Below are 17,446 nucleotides of genomic sequence, written 5' to 3'. Positions count from 1 at the left end.
CAGAGCGAGACGCTGGCCAGCGGGGCCAGCACGACGGTGACGTTCAACGTGGACACGACCGGCCTGGCGGCGGACACCTACACGCACGGTGTCTCCACCGCCAACGATACGGCTACGGCACAGATCACGTTGAATGAACCGGCGACGCCGACGGCGGACTTCCAGGTGTCGAACCTGCAGGCACCCGCCGAGGCGACCGTCAACGATACGATTACCGTGTCGGCCGACGTCCAGAACGACGGCGGTGCAGAGGGCACCCAGTCCGTCGAGTTCGGCGTGGACACGGACGGTGACGGCTCGCTGGAGACACTCGCGTCTCAGAGCGAGACGCTGGCCAGCGGGGCCAGCACGACGGTGACGTTCAACGTGGACACGACAGGTCTGGCGGCGGACACCTACACGCACGGTGTCTCCACCGCTAACGATACGGCTACGGCCCAGATCACGCTGAACCCGGAGACGGTGCAGAACGGCACGGTCGCCGGGACCGTGACCGACGACAGTGGTAACGCACTGTCGGGCGCGACCGTCACGGCTGGCAGTGTCACCACGACCACGGCGGCCGACGGCAGTTACTCGCTGTCGATTGCGCCGGGTGATTATCAGGTGACGGCCAACGCCGACGGCTTCCAATCCGTGAGCAAGTCGGCGACGGTGACCGAGAGCACCACCACGACAGTGGACTTCTCGCTGACGCCCGAGGACGGCACCATCACCGGGACGGTGACCGATACGATGGGCAACAACCTCGGCGGCGCGACGGTCACGGCTGACGGTCAGTCGACGACCACCGCCGCCGACGGCAGCTACACGCTGACGGTCGCACCGGGCACCTACACGGTCGAGGCCACGGCGCAGGACTACAACAGTGCCTCCGCACAGGTCTCGGTCGGTCCTGGGGAAACGGTGACCCAGGACTTCAGCCTGGAGATGGTCGACACCGGACCGAAGAACTTCACGGCGTACGTGCGCGGTGAGGAGAGCTACCTGCAGACGGGCACGCCGAACAACGACCGCCCGATTCTGTACTCGACGTGTCGCGACGGGCAGCCCGACCCAGCAGAGCAGGGGCCGGACTTCCTGCCGACGGACGACTGTATCCAGATCGACGGGACCATTTACCCGTCGAACAACACCTGGCGGGGTAGCGTCGACTTCCCGCCTGCCCGGGACATCATCAACGAGACCCAGTCCGACACGATCGGGAACGTCTACTTCCGTGCCAACCTGACCACGGCCGGTCAGGCCGGCGGGACGTTCAACCTCGATAACAACCGCACGTCACTCGAGACCACAATCGACATCGGGATTACGGTGTGGACGATCGGGACGATCTTCGACGTCTCCTCGCCCGCCCAGAACCCGTACGACCAGGTGACGAGCGACTCGGCCAACCGACTCTCGGACCCCGGTTGTACGCTCCCGAGCGTCTCGATCAACGTCTCGACCGAAAAGAGCTACCAGACCGGCTCCGCGTTCCCGGCCACCAGCACGGTGACCGGCGAACGGATTAACAACGACGGTGTGGCAAAGCTGGTCTCCGACGACTTCAACGTCGACACGGCGACCGGGTGTGGCTCGGTCTTCGGTGTCAACATCAACGATCAGGTCAACGCCGAACAGGGACTGCCGGCCGGTCCCGGCGACAACGAGGCGGCGTACCTGACCGAGTTCAACATCGAGACCGGTAGCTAATCGACGCTCGACGACTCAGTCGCTTTTTTTCGGACGCGACACCGCGTAGCCGTCGGCTCGGCGGCGGGTGTAGACGTGCGCCGCCAGAACAGTCGCGGGCGTTACTCGACGTCGCGGCGCATTGCGATCTCGAACCAGGGGCAGAGCCGGAGCTGCCGGTACCAGTGGGGGTTCTGGTGGAGGCGCTCGTATGGCACCCACATGAGCCCGGCAACCTCGTCGGGGTCGGGCTTGAGCGTTCGGTCGGTCAGTGTCGCCTGCAGGACGGCACAGACCTCCCACTCGACGCCCTCGTTGGGGTAGTGCCGCTTGTACTCGAAGCGGTCGGTCACTTGGAGGTCACCGTACTGGTCGGGTGTGACACCGAGTTCCTCTTCGAGACGCTGTCTGGTCGCGGTTTCCTGACTCTGGCCCTGGACCGGGTGGGAGGCGACGGTGCCGTCCCAGTAGGTGTCCCAGAGACGCTTGTCCGGGCTGCGCTGGGCTAGCAGAATGTTGTCGTCTTCGTCGAACAGCAGCGAGGTGAACGCCCGGTGACGAATCCCGTCACCGGTGTGGGCATCGAGGCGGTTGGCCGTCCCGAGTTCCGTATCGTCAGCGTCGACCGTGACGACCGCCTGACGCGCGTTCTCGTGTGCCGTCTCTCCCCCTCCGGAGTCTGTCCCCCCGGCCGTCTCCTCTGAACTCATGACTGTTCAATCGACCAGTGGGTTCAAAAAGGAACCGAGGTCGACTCCGAACCGCCGCGAACCGACCCCGTTCACGGCCGCTCACCCGAGCCGCTCGTCCAGAATCAGCCGAGTTTTAGTCGAGACGACCTCGTCGAGCTCACGGGCTTTCGTGATCAACTCGTTGACCCGTTCGGTGTCGGCGGCGTCGACGACCAGCACGATGTCCTCCTCGCCCGAGACCTGCCAGACCGAGTCGACCTCCTGCCACTCGACGATTCTGTCGGAGACGGCGGCGGTGTCGACGTTGACGTCGACGCTGATTTCGATCATCGCCTTGACGTTTCCGGTGGACGTGGCGACGGTAAACCGCTCGATGACGCCGTCCTCGGCCAGTCGCTCGACGCGGTTGCGGACCGTCCCCTCCGAGGTCCCTACCCGGTCCGCGATCTCCGTGTACGCCGTCCGAGCGTCCCGTCGTAGAATGCTCAGAATCTGCCGGTCCAACTCGTCCATTGAGATACGATCGTACTCGCCCAGCGCACTTGAGGATTGCGAAATTCGTAACTGTGCTTCGAAAGCAACACTTATGAACCGCCGACGGGTACGCATCTCGTAATGACTGACGCCTACGTGGCTATCGAAGGCGGACGCGTCGTCGAGGCGCGTTCCCGCGCTCCGGGCACGACCCGCGGGGAACTGGTATTCACGACCGCGTACACGGGGTACGAGGAGAGTCTCACGGATCCATCATACGAGGAACAGATTCTGACGTTCTCGTATCCACTGATCGGGAACTACGGCGTCCGCGAGGAGCGGTTCGAGTCCGACCGCGTCCATCCGCGCGGCGTCATCGCGCGCGAACTCACCGGGGACGTAGCCGAGTGGCTCGAATCCGAGGAGGTTCCGGCAGTCGACCACCTGGACACACGCGAACTCGTCACGGGCATCCGCGACGAGGGGGCGATGAAGTGTGGTATCGCCGCCGGCCCCGACGCGACCGAGGACGACGCCCTGGCCGAACTGAAACGGTGCGAACACATGTCCGATCACACGGACATCGGCGCGCGGGTCAGCGTCGGCGAGCCCGAACTGTTCAATTCGGACGGCGACGGCGAGACCGTCGCGCTAATCGACTGTGGCGCGAAGGGCTCGATTCTCGACTCGCTGGTCGAGCGCGACGCCGTCGTTCACGTTCTTCCGTACGACGCGACCGAGGACGACGTGGCCGCGGTCGACCCCGACGTGCTGTTCATCTCGAACGGCCCCGGCGACCCCGAGAACTTCGAGCAGACCAAGGCCCTCGTTGACAGTTACGTCGGCGAGACCCCGATGGCCGGCATCTGCCTCGGCCAGCAGGTCGTCGCCAGTGCACTCGGTGGGTCGACCGAGAAGATGGAGTTCGGTCACCGCGGTGTCAACCAACCGGTCCGTGACCTCCGGACTGACCGGGTCGTGATGACCACCCAGAACCACGGCTACACAGTCGCCGAACCCGGCGACAAACTGGAGGTCACCCAAATCAACGTCAACGACGACACGCCCGAGGGGTTGGAGAACGACGACTTAGAGATCATCACCCGTCAGTACCACCCCGAGGCCAACCCCGGCCCCAACGACTCGAAGGGCTTTTTCGACGACGTGCTGGCGATGGCCGAGGATTAGTCCCGGTCGACCGGCTGTCCCCGGTAGGTGACGGTAAACTCCTCCTCTGTCTCACCGGCGGCTGACCCCGTCGAGTCATCCCTATCGTCGCTGGATCCGTTGGTCGTGTCCCGTGCGACCGGTCGCCCGCGATACATCACGCGGCTCACCGCCTCGTCGTCCGAGACCGGCTCCGGCCGCTCGACCGTGTGTTCGTCCACGAAATCGGTTACCTCGTCGAGGACCGCCGTCTCTGTCTTCCGATGGACCCAGCAGTGGTACGCGCTCTCCGGCGTCTGCAAGACGAGCCTGTGTTTGCGGAAGCCGGTGCTGTACCGGACCGCTGTTACCGACTCGTGAGGGACCGCGACGACTGCGTCGCCGTCGTTCTGGCCGACGAGACAGAGCGTTCGTCGACCGGTCACGAGGATGACCGTCCTGAAATCGCTACCGGGCGCAATAGTATTACTCTTGACGCCGCGACCGACCCCTCGTTTTCCGTTCGTCAGCACGAAGACCGGTGCTTCCGTCTCTTCGAGGTAGGTCACCGGCGGATCGTTCAGCGGGGCCTGCTGTGAGAACCGGCCCTCGCGCCCGGCCAGGACCGACATCGTCACCGAATCGTCGGACGCCATCTCCGCGAGCACGAACGCTCGCTCGGCGACATCCGAATCCGTCATTCCGCCTCCACGCTGACGTAGACAACTGCGGTTGGGTGGTTCACACGACAGCTGTCGTGCCGTCTCGTAATCAGAGTTACGAACGTAGTGTTATATCTCTTACAGAGTATTATTATGATACTTTTGCGGCGCAGAATAAATGAATATAATTCTAAGTACGGATGTAGGGTTAAATACGTCAGTTTCTATCCTGTGGGGGTGTTCGGGACGGCGCACCGGTGTCCTCGAACGAGTCCGCTGGGCTGTCGTGGCAGTCACTCTCCGAACGGCCGCGCCGACGGTCTCGGCTGCGCGCAGGACAGTGAGAAAGCCAGAGACGACACGATCCGAGACCACGACCGTAGACGACCGACCCTTGGCGGGGACTCCGAAGCCACGACCTCTGACCGGTGCTACACCGCCGACCGCCCGCCGGACTTGATCTCGCCGAGTTCCGTCTCCATAATCTCGTACTCGGCGAGATACTGGCTGCGTACGTCCTGGAGGCGCTCCTCCATGTTCCGGTCGTTCTCCTTGAGCGTCTCTAGTTTCCGGTGGACGAGGTCGATCTGGTCGGCGATTTCGTCCTCGCCCCGGAGGTTCACGAACTCACGGCGGTGGGCATCGACCAGCAGCGTGGCATAGTCCTCGGTGTCGAGGTACGCGGCGCCGTTCAGGGACGGCTCCGGATTCGTGAGAATGAGCCGGGCGAACAGGCGAGGGTGGGCATCGATGAACTCGTCGGGTTCGGCCCAGGGGTCGACGCCCTCGGCCCGGGCCGCACCCTCGTAGGTTTCGGGAACCACGTCGTCGATGATGCCGGGCGAGTCGGATAGCTCGAAGGCGTGGTTGACGATTCGCGAGAGGTCGGTGTGGAGGTCCTGCCAGGCGTCGCGGTACTCTCGGCTCGCGGTGAGAAAGGCACTCACGTCCGAGACGAGGTCGGGGTGGTCGCGGGAGATGTCTGCGACCACGTCGTCGGGAACCCCCGTGTCCTCGATCTCGGGGTAGGCGGGCATACCCGCCGGCGGGTTCGTCCGGTCCCACCGATTACGATTCGTCGTGAGCCACTCCAGAATCCTGTCGATCCCAGTCGCGACGATCCGCTTGACGTACGGCCGACGCCGGAGCTTCCGGCTCTCGGCTGCGGCCTCCTCCAGGCGTCTGGCGTACCAGCCCACGATCACGAGCAGGACGACCGTCGCCAGTGCGCCCGCAACCGTCGCGAGCGTCTGTGCGACCTGCAAACTATCCGTGAATGCCGTGATGAGTACGCTCACGACCACGCCGACCACTGCGACCGCGAGTATCTGAACGACTCCCGAAACGATTCGCGTGGTACTGCTGTCTCTATCGAGCATCTCCCGTCCCCTCGCACATGTCCCCCTGGTTTCTAGTGTGGATACTTAGAGACTGTTATCCTGCACATCGAGTGTCAGGCGTCCCGAAAGTCGCCCGACGGGGCCGCCGAAACCTCGTGTCCCGACTCCCTCCTGTGTCCGGGTCCAGACGGTACGACTCCGACGCCGTGGTGACCGGCCGCACCGAGAGGGGGTTCCGCGCGACCGGGTGAACGGCGCTCGTGGCCTCAGTAGTCGCCCCAGTCGCGGGTGTCCTTGGGGCGGGTGGCCACGTCCTGCACGTTCAGCGGTTGGTTGGCCGACTGAATCGCCTCAAGCGCCGCCTCGGCGCTCTCGATGGTCGAAAAGTAGGTGATCGTCTCCTCGACACAGACCTCGAGAATCTCGCGGTTGCGCGAGACCACGAGGTCGATATCGCCGTCACGGAGGCGCTGTTTTAGCTGCTCGGCGTCGGCGCTGTCGAGGTCCTCCACGTCGAAGTGGTCCTCGAAGCCGATCACCGGCAGGTCGACGACGGCCGTCCCCCCGGTGGGAATCGGCTTCCCGACGGACATCTGGGCCTTCTGGTAGGCTTTGCCGAAGGAACCGGCGGTGCCCATGACCTCGCCCGTGGACTTCATTTCCGGGCCCAGCCGCGGGTCACTCTCCGGCAGGCGGTCGAACGGCAGGACGACCTCTTTGACCGACACCTGGTCGGGAATCTGCTCGTCGATGTCGAGGTCGTCGAGACTCGTGCCTGCCATGACCTTCGCCGCGAGTTTGGCGACGGGAACGCCCGTCGCCTTCGAGACGAACGGGACGGTCCGCGAGGAGCGCGGGTTCGCTTCCAGCACGTACACCGTCTCGTCTTTGACCGCCAGCTGGACGTTCAGCAGGCCCACAGTGTCCAGCGCGGTCGCGATGTCCTCGGTGACGTCGCGGACGCGTCCGAGTACGGCCTCCGAGAGCGACCGTGGCGGGATCATACATGCCGAGTCGCCGGAGTGGACACCCGCAGTTTCGACGTGTTCCATGATACCACCGATCAACACGTCGTCACCGTCCGCTACGGCGTCGACGTCCAGTTCGACCGCGTCGGCGAGGAAGTCGTCGATGAGGATCGGCTTGTCCGGGGAGACCCGAACTGCCTCCTCGATGTACGTTTCGAGGTCCTCGTCGTTGTACACCACGTCCATTGCGCGGCCGCCCAGCACGTAGCTCGGACGCACGAGGACGGGGTAGCCGATACCCCGAGCAATCTCCAGCGCCTCCTGCTCGGAGGTCGCGGTGCCACCCTCTGCCTGCGCGATATCCAGTTCGTCCATGAGCTGGTTGAAGCGGTCACGGTCCTCCGCCAAGTCCATCGCCTCGACGGCGGTGCCCATGACCGCGCAGTCAAGCCCGCGACGTTCGATTTCGGCTTCGAGCGGTTCGGCGATATCGACGGAGGTCTGGCCGCCGAACTGGACCATCACGCCGTCGGCGTTCGTGGTTTCGACCACGTCGGCGACTTCCTCGGCGGTGATCGGCTCGAAGAAGAGGCCCTCCGAGGTGTCGTAGTCCGTCGACACCGTTTCGGGGTTGTTGTTGACGACGTGGGCGTCGATGCCCATCGCTTCCAGTGCCTGAACGGCGTGGACCGAACAGTAGTCGAATTCGACGCCCTGCCCGATCCGGATGGGGCCGCCGCCGACCACGACGACGCTCTCGGCGTCGGTGTCGACTTGGACCTCGTCGCGGCCCAGTCCCGAGAGCGGTTCGCGGGCGGAGTAGTAGTACGGCGTCGAGGCGGCGAACTCCCCGGCGCAGGTGTCGACCTGTTTGAACGCGCGGTCGGGGGTCTCGTCGTCGACCTGTTCGACGGTGACGCTCCCGCCATCCGCTTCGACCTCGTCCGCGTCGACCTGCTGTGCCTCGTCGCGGTCGGGAAGCCAGGAGGCGTGTGTGTCGTTGAACTCACCGCCGGCGATGGCGGTGATCTCCTGGTCGGTGAAGCCCTCCTCGGCGGCGGCCGCGAAGTCGCCCTCGGCGGCCGCGATGGCGGCCTCGGCGATGCGCTTGTAGCGTTCGAGATACCACTCGCGAATCTCGGTCAGCTCGTTGACCGCGTCGACGGCGTAGCCGCGCTCGAACGCCTCGAAAATAGCGTACGTGCGGTCGGGCGTCGGTCGCTCGAGATACGCCGATTCGAGTTCGTCGTCGCTCACGTCGGCCCAGTCGACGGCGGGGTCGTATTCGGAACTCCGCAGCGCCTTCAGCATCGACTCCTCGAAGGTCCGGCCGATGGCCATGGCCTCGCCCGTGGACTTCATCGCCGGCCCCAGCTCGAACTCGACGTCGCGGAACTTGTCTTTGGGCCAGCGCGGCACCTTCGCCACGACGTAATCGATGGCCGGCTCGAACGCGGCGGTGGTCTGGCCGGTAATTTCGTTTTCGATCTCGTGGAGGCGCTTGCCCATCGCGACCTTGGCGGTGACGCGAGCGATTGGGTAGCCGGTCGCCTTCGAGGCCAGCGCCGAAGAACGGGAGACGCGGGGGTTGACCTCGACGACGCGGTACTGGCCGCCGGGTGTGCCGTCGTCACGCCAGGCGAACTGAATGTTACAGCCGCCCTGAATCCCGAGTTCGCGGATCACTTTCAACGCGGTGTCGCGCATCTCCTGGTGACCCTCGTCGGGAATGACCTGACTGGGGGTAACGACGATAGACTCGCCGGTGTGGATCCCCATCGGGTCGATGTTCTCCATGTTGCAGATGATGATACAGGAGTCGTCGGCGTCGCGCATCACCTCGTACTCCAGTTCGATCCAGCCGTCGATGGACTCGGTGATCATCACGCGGTCGTCGCGCGAGAGGTTGAGCCCTTTCCGGACGGCGTTTTTGAGTTCGTCCATGTCGCCGATGACGCCCGACCCCTGTCCGCCGAGGGTGTACGTGGTCCGCATGATAACCGGCAGGCCGCCGACGGCCTCGACGGCATCCTCGACCTCGTTCATGGACTCGATGGTGACCGACTCGGGGACGGGTTCGCCGATAGACTCCATCCGCTGGCGGAACATGTCGCGGTCCTCGGTCGCGTAGATGGTGTCGAGTGGCGTGCCCATCACCGTCACGTCGTGTTCCTCGAGCACTCCCTCCTCGGCGAGTTCGGCCGTGACGTTCAGCCCCGTCTGACCACCAAGACCGGCGATGACACCGTCCGGTTGTTCCTTCCGAATAATCTCGGCGATGGCCTCGGTATTGATCGGTTCGATGTACACCTTGTCGGCCATGTCCGGGTCGGTCATGATCGTCGCCGGGTTGGAGTTGACCAGCACGACTCGCGCCCCCTCCTCCTGTAGCGCGCGACAGGCCTGTGCGCCGGAGTAGTCGAACTCCGCGGCCTGTCCGATCTTGATCGGCCCACTCCCGATCAACAGAATCGTGCGGTCCTCTGATTCGTCTGTCATTGTCCGCCCTCAGTTCGCTCATCGTAATAAGCCCGGCGATAGATTGCGAGCATCGTAATCGAATTTCGAAATTCGTATTGTGGCGGGTTCACACGGGCCGGTCGTCGCCGCGACCGGTGGGTCAACGGAGCCGGTCGGTCAGTTCGCCGAAACGGTCCCGGGCCGCCCCGTCGTGTCGGTCCGCAAACTGCCGGATTCGGACTGCGGCGACGACAGAACCCGCGGCCAGAAGCAGGCCTGCAACCACGTCGGTCCCCCAGTGGATGCCGAGGTACATCGTCGAGACGGCGACGCTTCCAGCGATGAAGGCCGCGACCGGGAGCCAGTACGGATAGGCGTCGCGGGTCCGGTAGGCCATCAGGGCGACGGTCACCGACAGCGAGGTGTGTAGCGAGGGGAAGACGTTGGTGTTGCGGTTGATCTCGCTCGTGAGCAGTTGTGAGCGCGGCCAGTGGGTGTAAAGCAGTGGTTCGACCACGTCCGGCATGAAGTTGCGCGGCCCGTAGGCGATGAACGCGAGATAGCAGACTAGCCCGATGCCGTAGTTGAGAATGTAGGCGACGGTCAGCTCTCGAATCGGCCGCTGGTCGTCGACGGTCAGATACGCCACCAGCGGGAAGAGCATCAGGAACGCGTAGCCGTAGACGTACACGTTCGAGAAGTACGCCGTCAGAAGCGGGGAGGCGACGGTCTGGACCTGCCCGACGAACGCACCCTCGATGCCGTGGATCGAACTGGTGATTCTGACACCGACGAGCTGTGAGAGGTCCGTACTCATATCACGGATGAAACTGTTCATCGCCAGCACTCCGGCCAACACGGCGACGACTGGTCCGGTCTCGCGAAGGCGGCCCCGGATGTCCGCTCTCGTCTCCCGGAGCCGCCGCGGGCCGACGAACACGAGCGACGCCAGGACGAGCATCACCCCGACCACACCGAGTACCCGTATGGAGAGTTCGAGCAGTGTCACGGTATCACCGCCCGAGGAGTGTCCCCTTCTCGTAGCGGTAGCCGGCTTCCTGCCAGGCCTGCCGGACCTGTTCCTCGTCTACGTCGCCATCGGACCCCAGGAACGGGAGTACGGGGTGTTCGCCGTCCCACTCCAGTTCCGACGGGACCCAGTCCGTCCCCGCGAGCGGGCTCGCTGCCGGCGTTGCGTACCCGTCGAACACCGCTTCGGCGAGGTAGCCACGGTCGAGCAGCCGTCCCAAGACGCGGCGAAACTGGTAGTTGTGTAGCGGCGGCCGCCGCGTGTTGTACCCCAACACGTAGAACGAGTCCGAGGGCCGGGTCAGAAGCTCCAGTTTCTCCGCGTCCCCGACCCTGTCGACGGTGCCGACCCCGATCCCGCTGACCGCGGCGTCGAGCGTCCCGTCCGCCGCCGCTTCGACGATGATACCGTCGGACACGTCCGCCCGCATGACGAGTCGCTGGAACGGGAGGCCGCCGTCCATCCACGCCGGAAACTCCCCGCCGTCGGTCCGGTGGAGAAAGTGCTCGTCGAACCGCCGCACGACGAGTCCGCCGTTGGCGGACTGCTCGGCGAACGCTACCGGCCCGCTCCCGACCGCAGGGACGTTTCTGGTCACCAGTGCCTCCGTCACCTCTCCGCCCACGTCGACACCGCCGATAGTGGCCGGCCGCCGACGCTGCTGCCAGACGTGCTCGGGCAGAACGGGGACGGTGAACGCGCGCCGGGCGACGGCTTCCGAGCAGTCCGTGAACGCGAACTCGAGAGTCCGGAGGTCCTCGGCCCGGACGCTTTCGACCAGGCTAGCCTGGCCGTGGTACCGCGGGACGGGCACGAACCTGTCCTCGTCTGTGCCCGACGTGTCCGCGACGAACTCGTAAGTAAACGCCACGTCGCTCGCGGTAATCGGCTCGCCGTCGTGCCAGAGTTGGTTGGGCCGCAACCGGACCGTGGCCCGGAGGTCCTCGCCTCGTCGCTCGAACTCCCAACTGTCGGCCAGCCACGGCTCGACTCCGTCGTCGCCGAGGGCCCGTCCCAGCGGGTCGTACAGCAGGTCTGTCAGCATCGTGTTGTCGCGGTACCGAACCGACAGCGGATTCAGACTCCGGACCTCCTGCTGGTAGGTCGTGCCGAGCCGGAGTGTTCGTGGACTCGGCCCCGCGCCGGGTGTCGCTTCGAGCGCCAGATACCCCAGTAGCGAGCCCAGGTCCGCCCGTTCCCAGCCGGTGAACCGGTCGGTCCGAACCGCCCGGATCGTCTCCGGGAATCCGAGGACGCTGAACGGCTGTGTCCGTGCGACCGTCTCCTGCAGCGTCGCGACTACGGTCCGACGGTCCTGCCCAGTTGCGCGCCGCTGGCGCTGGAGCAGGTCGTCGGCCTGTGCGTTCGAGTACCCGAACGGGTTGCGCCATCCCGGCGCCAGGACGCCCGTCGAGTGCAACAGTGAGTACAGAGCGTCCGGTTCCCGCGGGACGTCCGGTGTTCGTCCGACGAACAGATCGAACTCGTGATTGACCAGAATCTGTCGCCGGAGTTCGTCCTCGGCCGTTGGGACGATCCGGGCGTCGATTCCCGCTGCCGTCAGCCACTCCGCAATTGCCCGCGCCAGCCGTAACGCGTAAGGGTCGGCGTCCGCCGGAAGCGTCTTGATCCGGACCGTCGTCTGTCCGCCGCCGCGCCAGCCGAGAAGCGCCTGAAGTCGGTCAAGACAGCCAGCACTCGCGCTGGCCGTAACCGCCGCGGCACCGGCCAGGAGCTTGCGTCTCGACACACCATCTCGGCCAGCCGACATTGTATTGCGATTACGTTTAGCCCTGCTCGGTATATCCTTTATGTGTTCGGGAATCCACGGCCCGGCCACCGTCGCTCGCGTCACACCCACCTCGGGCCCGTGACCGGGTCACAGCCCGAACAACGGGACGGCTAAAGCGACGAGCAGCGCCGCTGTCGCCACGCCGAACGCCCGGACGTGCTGTCGCGATCCGGTTTCGACCGCCGGGTCGTCCCCTCTGGGGAGCGGAACCGACGCGTCGCCCGACGGTTCCGTCCTGTCGGCTCGCTCTCAGTCGACGGCTGCCTCCCGGGTCAACACCCGACGCGCACAGGTCGTGTTCTCCCGAATCAGGATGTTCATCGCGAGCGTCTTTCCTCGATAGACCGGTGTTTGCTGGTGTAGAGCTACACCTGACTCCCCGTCTGTTGGTTCGGCGACGGCGACCGTCGGCGTCGGCGGCCCCGGCCGCACCGCTGACGACGGCGAGACAGACACCCACCGCGACGAGTCCGACCGTTAATCCCGGTCGAATATTATTGTCCTTCCGACAGAAGTGTGAACCTGTCTCGGTCCTGAAGTCGAACGCTTCGGTAACGGACCTCGACACAGGCCCGGGCGAGCAGCGGTGTGGCCGCCCTCAGGACCCGTCCTGGAAGCGATACCGGTACGGCTGGTCGCGGATAACCTCGACCTCGTCGGTCTCGGCGTGCCGACCCAGCACCGTCGCGACCTGGTGGGCGCTGTCGAACTCCTCGCCGTACTCGTCCAGCACGTTCAGAATCTCCCGCGCTGTCAGTGGCTCGTCTGCGTCCGCGTCGGTGAGCACAGTGTGGATGCGTTCGAACTCGCCCTGACGTATGCGCATACCAATTTAGATACGCTACTATGGTATTAAACTGCGTCAGACACCCGTCAGACCGCCGTTCGACGAAAACCCACCGACGGCGGCTATCGGTGTCTGTCAGCCACCGTCATACGAACCGTTCGTTTCAGTACTAAATTGTAAATACAACTCGCGCCCGTGTGCAACGACTCCGGCTGTGCTGGGACGCGCTGGGTGTGCCGGCAGTTCCCGCGACGAGACGACGCAGACCGCCGTATCGTGTTCCGACTCGAACGTTCGAGAGACTCCGTCTCCCGACACCACACTCGCTGGGCCACGGCCTGGTCGTTCGCCCGGCGCTCGCGGGGTACATTCGCCGGACACGACTCAGACCGCCGTGTCGTGTTCCGACTCGAACTCTCGTTCTCGCCGATACGTCTCCACGAACTCGCTCACGTCGAATTCGAGCATCTGCTCTTCGAACTCGGCCATGGCGTCGTCGTCGCCGGCGTGACTCATCGCGTGCTCCATAAGTTCGACGAGCAGTTCGACGACTACCTCGTGGAGCTCTCGCGAGTCCAGGTCCGTGACCCAGATGGCGCTGTAGCCCACGTCGCCGTCGTCCGAGAGGTCCGCACTCGCGACCTGTCCGGGGAACTCCTCGATGACCATCCCCATCAGGTGGGCGGTGGTGAACTCGTCGAACTCGTCTTCCGGTTCGACCGTGGCGCGCAACACGTCCGCCAGTGACTCCGGGACGAACCGACCCAGTGGGTGGACGTCCATCACGACTCCGTGAGCATCGCCACAGTCACAGTCGAACTCCCGGACGCCGAGGTCGAGTTGGCGAGGACTGACGGGTTCGCCACAGGACAACTCCAGATCATCGCCCCCGTCGCCCGGCACGCGCGGTTCTGGCATCGCAGACTGGTACGACTCGCGCCCGCTTAAACGCCGCGGGTCGCCGACGTGGCTCAGTATACGTCGTTTCCACTCTCCGCTGGCTTGTGTCCGCCGTCGCTGCTCCCACCGGTCTGGTCTCGCCCCACGCGGAGTTGCTGGTAGGCCTGCGTGGTTGCCGCGATGCCGAAGACGCCGACTGCCGCACCGACCACGACGCTAACCAGCGTGCTCGCCGCCGGACCGAACAGGCCGCCGATCAGGCCGCCGCCGCCACCGATGACGAGGCTGACGAGAGCCAGAACGACGACCAGTCCGAGCAGGTACCAGCGATTCCCTTTCGCGACGTCCCAACTCTCGCGCAGGGCGGTGATGGCGTTCTCGTCGCCGAGCGCTACCGCCTGCCGGGCGAAAAGCAGGGAGACGCCGAGCACTGCGGCCACGACGAATCCCCCGACGATGACGCCAACCAACCCGACCACGAATCCGACGGCGACGATTACGAACGTGAGGATTCCGGCGAGGAACCCGTTCAGGGTCGCGAGTGTCAACCCGTCGGCGACCCCCTCGGGCAGTCGCTCCGGGTCGGGTGCGGCGAACACCCGCACCGCGACGATACTGATAGCTTCCGTTAGGAACGCGAGCACGACGAACGCCGCGCCGAGCAGTGCGGGCGGGAGCGATACGGAGAGGGGCGACACGCCGACGTTACGCCGGAACTCGTCCAGCGCGTCCGCCTCGGCAAGTTGTGGCCCGAACTCGTTCACGACGAACTCGGCCGCGGCCGCAGTCAGTGACTGTACAACGACCGCGTTCGCGAACCCGAGCACGAGAAACGCACCGACCAGAGACGCGCCGGGCCGAGTGAGCACTCTGTCGAGACCGTCGCTAATGGCCGTTCCGATATCCAGGGACACAATGACAAATTGGCAACAATATCCAATAACAGTGTCGTTCTCTTTCGACCGGCTGCACGTCGGACCACAGACGGGACGGGAGTGTGGGGGTCAGGGCCAGTCGTCGCGGCTATCTTCGACGCTCTGGTCGGGCGTGTCCGGTTCGCCGAGCTCCCAGTTGGCGGCCGCTGCGGCGTCCTCGATGTGGAGGAACTCCCAGTCGACGGCCTCGGCCAGTGCGTCGTCCTCGTCGTCGGTGCCGACGAAGACGTGGCGGTCGGTCTCGAACTGTCCGCGTACGTTGTCGAGGCTCTCCTCGCGACCCCGCGGCCCGGAAAAGAAGTCCTGACGAATCCGGTGTTTGCGCGTGAAGTTGGTCACCACGTAGGTCGGCTTCTCCGAGACGACGCCGACGTACTCGCTCCACTGTCGCGCGTCGTTGAACACCGAATCGGGGTGTGCCAACTTCTTGAGCGCGCTCAGGTCGAAGGCAAGGGTCATGTCGCTGCTCCCGCCACCGTTCATACGTTCGTTTCGGCCGTGCCGGGAGAAAACGCCTTCGATACGTGGGTTCGTGAGCGCGTGGAATCCGCCGTTAGCCGACGGTCGTCACTCGGACTCGGCGGTCGCGGGCGCGCTGAGTCGCTCCAGGTCCACGTCCTGTTCCAGCAGGACCTCCTTCTGGTCGGAGACGACACGTTCCTCGCGGATCAGCTGTTTGTACTTCGACTGGGGGGCCAGATCGCCGATGAGAACGCCACCGACGATCTTGCCGTCTTTGAACGCCAGCCGCCGCCACTCCGTGTCGGAGTATTTGCGCTCGGCGTGGTCGTCGCCCACTGTCGGGTGCCCAAAGGAGAGGAACGGGAAATCGAAGTGCGTAATCGAGTACGAGGAGACCCAGCGGAACGCCTCGCTCTCCTCGTCTGCGACCATGTTTTCGCCGGCGACCGCGCCCTGTTCCTTCGCCGAACCCCAGGCCCCGTTCTGTGCGTGCTCCCCGAGGATGGTGTCGTAAAAACGGGTAACGTCACCTGCGGCGTACACGTCCTCGGCGCTGGTCTGCATATACTCGTCGACGACGATGCCGTCGTCGAGTTCGACATCAGTGTCACGGAGGAACTCGGTGTTGAAGTTCAGACCGATGGCGACGCCGACGAACTCGCCCTCGTACGCCTCGCCGTTGGGGTCGACTGCACCGGTAACGACGCCGTCGTCGTCGGTCGTGAAGTGGTCGACGCCGGAATCGAAGACCGGGGTGACACCGTTGTCTTCGAGCGCCTCGTGAATGATCTCTGCCCCGTCCAGCGAGAGGGCGTAGCGCCACCAGCGGTTGCCCCGCATGAGGTAGTGGGCGTCGACGTCCTGTGCACCACAGATAGCCGCCAGATCGATCCCGAGCAGGCCCGCCCCGACGACGAGGCCCGTGTCGGACTCGTCGGCGTGCTCTTGAATGGCACGCGCGTCCTGGAACGTCCAGAAGTGGTGGACGCCCTCGGCGTCGGAGTTGTCGACGGGAAGCTGCGTCGGTGTCCCGCCGGTCGACAGCAGGAGTTTGTCGTACTCGATCTCGCCGCTGTCGTAGGTGTGGACTACCTTCTCGTCGGTGTCCACGCCCGTGACGACTGTATTGAGTGCGAGGTCGATGTCCCGCTCCGCGTACCAGTCTTCCTCGTGGATGGAGATCGGCGCTTCGGGAAGTTTCCCCTTGGCGAACTCCTTGATGAGAATCCGGTTGTACAGCGCCTCGCCCTCCTCGGTGACGACCGTGATGTCGGCATCGGGGTCCTGCTCCCGGATTGTCTCCGCCGCGGAACTCCCCGCGATACCGTCTCCGATGATCACGTGCGACGCGGTCATTACATCCAATTAGCGGACCGTGCCTAATGTGCATTGCTATCCGCGAAAGTTTCGCGCTGCTGACGGTCCCGTCTTGCGGTCCGCTCGCACACCGTCCCCGGTTTCACCGTCGACCGAAACCCGGGACGTTTTATAACACCCCATCCTTACGAATGGGTCGAGATGAAAATCCGTCAGAACGTCCGCCACTGGGCCGCAAAGAAAGCACTGACAGCTCCCGTAATCGGCCAGCGGGTCAACGACCGCTTGGTCGACCTCCACACTGGCGTGTTCCTCGACAAGGCCGACGAGGCTCACAGGGAGTCCCGACGCGCCCACCTCGACGAGTTTTTCGACGCGACGATGGACACCTACGTCGCCGCTCTGGAATCAGGCCTCACCGAAGCCGCAGCCCGCGAAATCACCCACGTTCAGGCCAATTTCGACTTCTACAACCACGGCTGGACGGAGATGATGGAGTTCCCCGGCGACGAACTCGAGGACCATTACGAACGCTACGTGAACTTCTTCGAGCAGTGGGGAATCACCATCGACGACCCGCTCGGCGAGTTCCGCCCCGCCGGCGGCATTGCCGACGCCCCCTCTACCCCGGACAAACTCGACAGTCCGGACCATCCCCACGCGGAAGGCGGATTCGCGGACGACGTGTACGTCGAAACCGACGACGGCGAAGTCGTCGTCGGCGGCCAGGACGAACCGGAGGAGGTGGACCCGGCCGACGCACCCGGCCTCGACTCCGACGAAGCCGGCGCGGACTGACCGCCACGG

The 17,446-nt window shown here is 64.8% G+C and carries 15 protein-coding genes; 3 read left to right on the top strand and 12 right to left on the bottom strand.

Features of this window, described 5'->3' with window-relative positions; all coding sequences use genetic code 11:
• On the top strand, positions 1-1,695 hold a 1,695-nt coding region (locus tag Q0964_RS01480), incomplete at its 5' end, for a carboxypeptidase regulatory-like domain-containing protein (RefSeq protein WP_299262707.1).
• Positions 1,696-1,796: 101 nt separating this feature from the next.
• Here the strand turns inward: Q0964_RS01480 and idi are convergent.
• Positions 1,797-2,384 carry an isopentenyl-diphosphate Delta-isomerase gene (idi, locus tag Q0964_RS01475; RefSeq protein WP_299262705.1) on the bottom strand — a complete coding sequence of 196 codons (588 nt, stop codon included), beginning with the start codon at positions 2,382-2,384 and terminating at the stop codon, positions 1,797-1,799.
• Between the two features lie 81 nt (positions 2,385-2,465).
• Positions 2,466-2,879, bottom strand: a complete 414-nt coding sequence (locus Q0964_RS01470) for an Lrp/AsnC family transcriptional regulator (protein WP_299262702.1) — start codon at positions 2,877-2,879, stop codon at positions 2,466-2,468.
• A 102-nt stretch (positions 2,880-2,981) separates the two neighbouring features.
• On the opposite strand from Q0964_RS01470, the gene carA reads away from it, so the two are divergent.
• The gene (gene carA, locus Q0964_RS01465) at positions 2,982-4,028 is read left to right on the top strand and encodes a glutamine-hydrolyzing carbamoyl-phosphate synthase small subunit (RefSeq protein WP_299262700.1); all 1,047 of its coding nucleotides are present in this window, start codon (positions 2,982-2,984) and stop codon (positions 4,026-4,028) included.
• Here carA and Q0964_RS01460 read toward each other — a convergent pair.
• The 10 genes from Q0964_RS01460 to Q0964_RS01415 form a co-directional block, all read right to left on the bottom strand.
• Complete coding sequence (locus Q0964_RS01460; RefSeq protein ID WP_299262698.1) at positions 4,025-4,687, bottom strand: hypothetical protein; 663 nt, start codon at positions 4,685-4,687, stop codon at positions 4,025-4,027. The genes carA and Q0964_RS01460 overlap by 4 nt on opposite strands.
• Before the next feature lie 392 nt (positions 4,688-5,079).
• Complete coding sequence (locus Q0964_RS01455; protein WP_299262696.1) at positions 5,080-6,027, bottom strand: hypothetical protein; 948 nt, start codon at positions 6,025-6,027, stop codon at positions 5,080-5,082.
• A gap of 227 nt (positions 6,028-6,254) precedes the next feature.
• A complete protein-coding gene (gene carB / locus Q0964_RS01450; protein WP_299262694.1) occupies positions 6,255-9,455 on the bottom strand; it encodes a carbamoyl-phosphate synthase large subunit in 3,201 nt (1,066 codons plus the stop codon).
• Positions 9,456-9,576: 121 nt separating this feature from the next.
• The gene (locus tag Q0964_RS01445) at positions 9,577-10,425 is read right to left on the bottom strand and encodes a phosphatase PAP2 family protein (protein ID WP_299262692.1); all 849 of its coding nucleotides are present in this window, start codon (positions 10,423-10,425) and stop codon (positions 9,577-9,579) included.
• A gap of 4 nt (positions 10,426-10,429) precedes the next feature.
• Entirely contained in the window at positions 10,430-12,196 is a 1,767-nt protein-coding gene (locus tag Q0964_RS01440) for an ABC transporter substrate-binding protein (RefSeq protein WP_299262690.1), read from the bottom strand.
• Positions 12,197-12,836: 640 nt separating this feature from the next.
• The gene (locus Q0964_RS01435; RefSeq protein ID WP_299262688.1) at positions 12,837-13,064 is read right to left on the bottom strand and encodes a hypothetical protein; all 228 of its coding nucleotides are present in this window, start codon (positions 13,062-13,064) and stop codon (positions 12,837-12,839) included.
• Between the two features lie 345 nt (positions 13,065-13,409).
• Complete coding sequence (locus Q0964_RS01430; protein ID WP_299262686.1) at positions 13,410-13,943, bottom strand: DUF5815 family protein; 534 nt, start codon at positions 13,941-13,943, stop codon at positions 13,410-13,412.
• Positions 13,944-13,996: 53 nt separating this feature from the next.
• Positions 13,997-14,839, bottom strand: coding sequence for a DUF7847 domain-containing protein (locus Q0964_RS01425; protein WP_299262684.1), 843 nt, complete (start codon positions 14,837-14,839; stop codon positions 13,997-13,999).
• A gap of 90 nt (positions 14,840-14,929) precedes the next feature.
• Positions 14,930-15,343 (bottom strand): DUF7124 domain-containing protein, encoded by a 414-nt coding sequence (locus Q0964_RS01420; RefSeq protein WP_299262682.1) that lies wholly within the window; start codon positions 15,341-15,343, stop codon positions 14,930-14,932.
• Positions 15,344-15,427: 84 nt separating this feature from the next.
• Entirely contained in the window at positions 15,428-16,678 is a 1,251-nt protein-coding gene (locus tag Q0964_RS01415) for an NAD(P)/FAD-dependent oxidoreductase (protein WP_299262681.1), read from the bottom strand.
• A 162-nt stretch (positions 16,679-16,840) separates the two neighbouring features.
• Here Q0964_RS01415 and Q0964_RS01410 point away from each other — a divergent pair, with 162 nt between their 5' ends.
• A complete protein-coding gene (locus Q0964_RS01410) occupies positions 16,841-17,437 on the top strand; it encodes a DUF6149 family protein (protein ID WP_299262679.1) in 597 nt (198 codons plus the stop codon).
• Positions 17,438-17,446: the final 9 nt, after the last annotated feature.

It is taken from the genome of Halorientalis sp., assembly GCF_028275115.1.
In the GTDB taxonomy this organism is placed as follows: domain Archaea; phylum Halobacteriota; class Halobacteria; order Halobacteriales; family Haloarculaceae; genus Halorientalis.
This window is presented reverse-complemented; position numbering and strand designations above follow the sequence as displayed.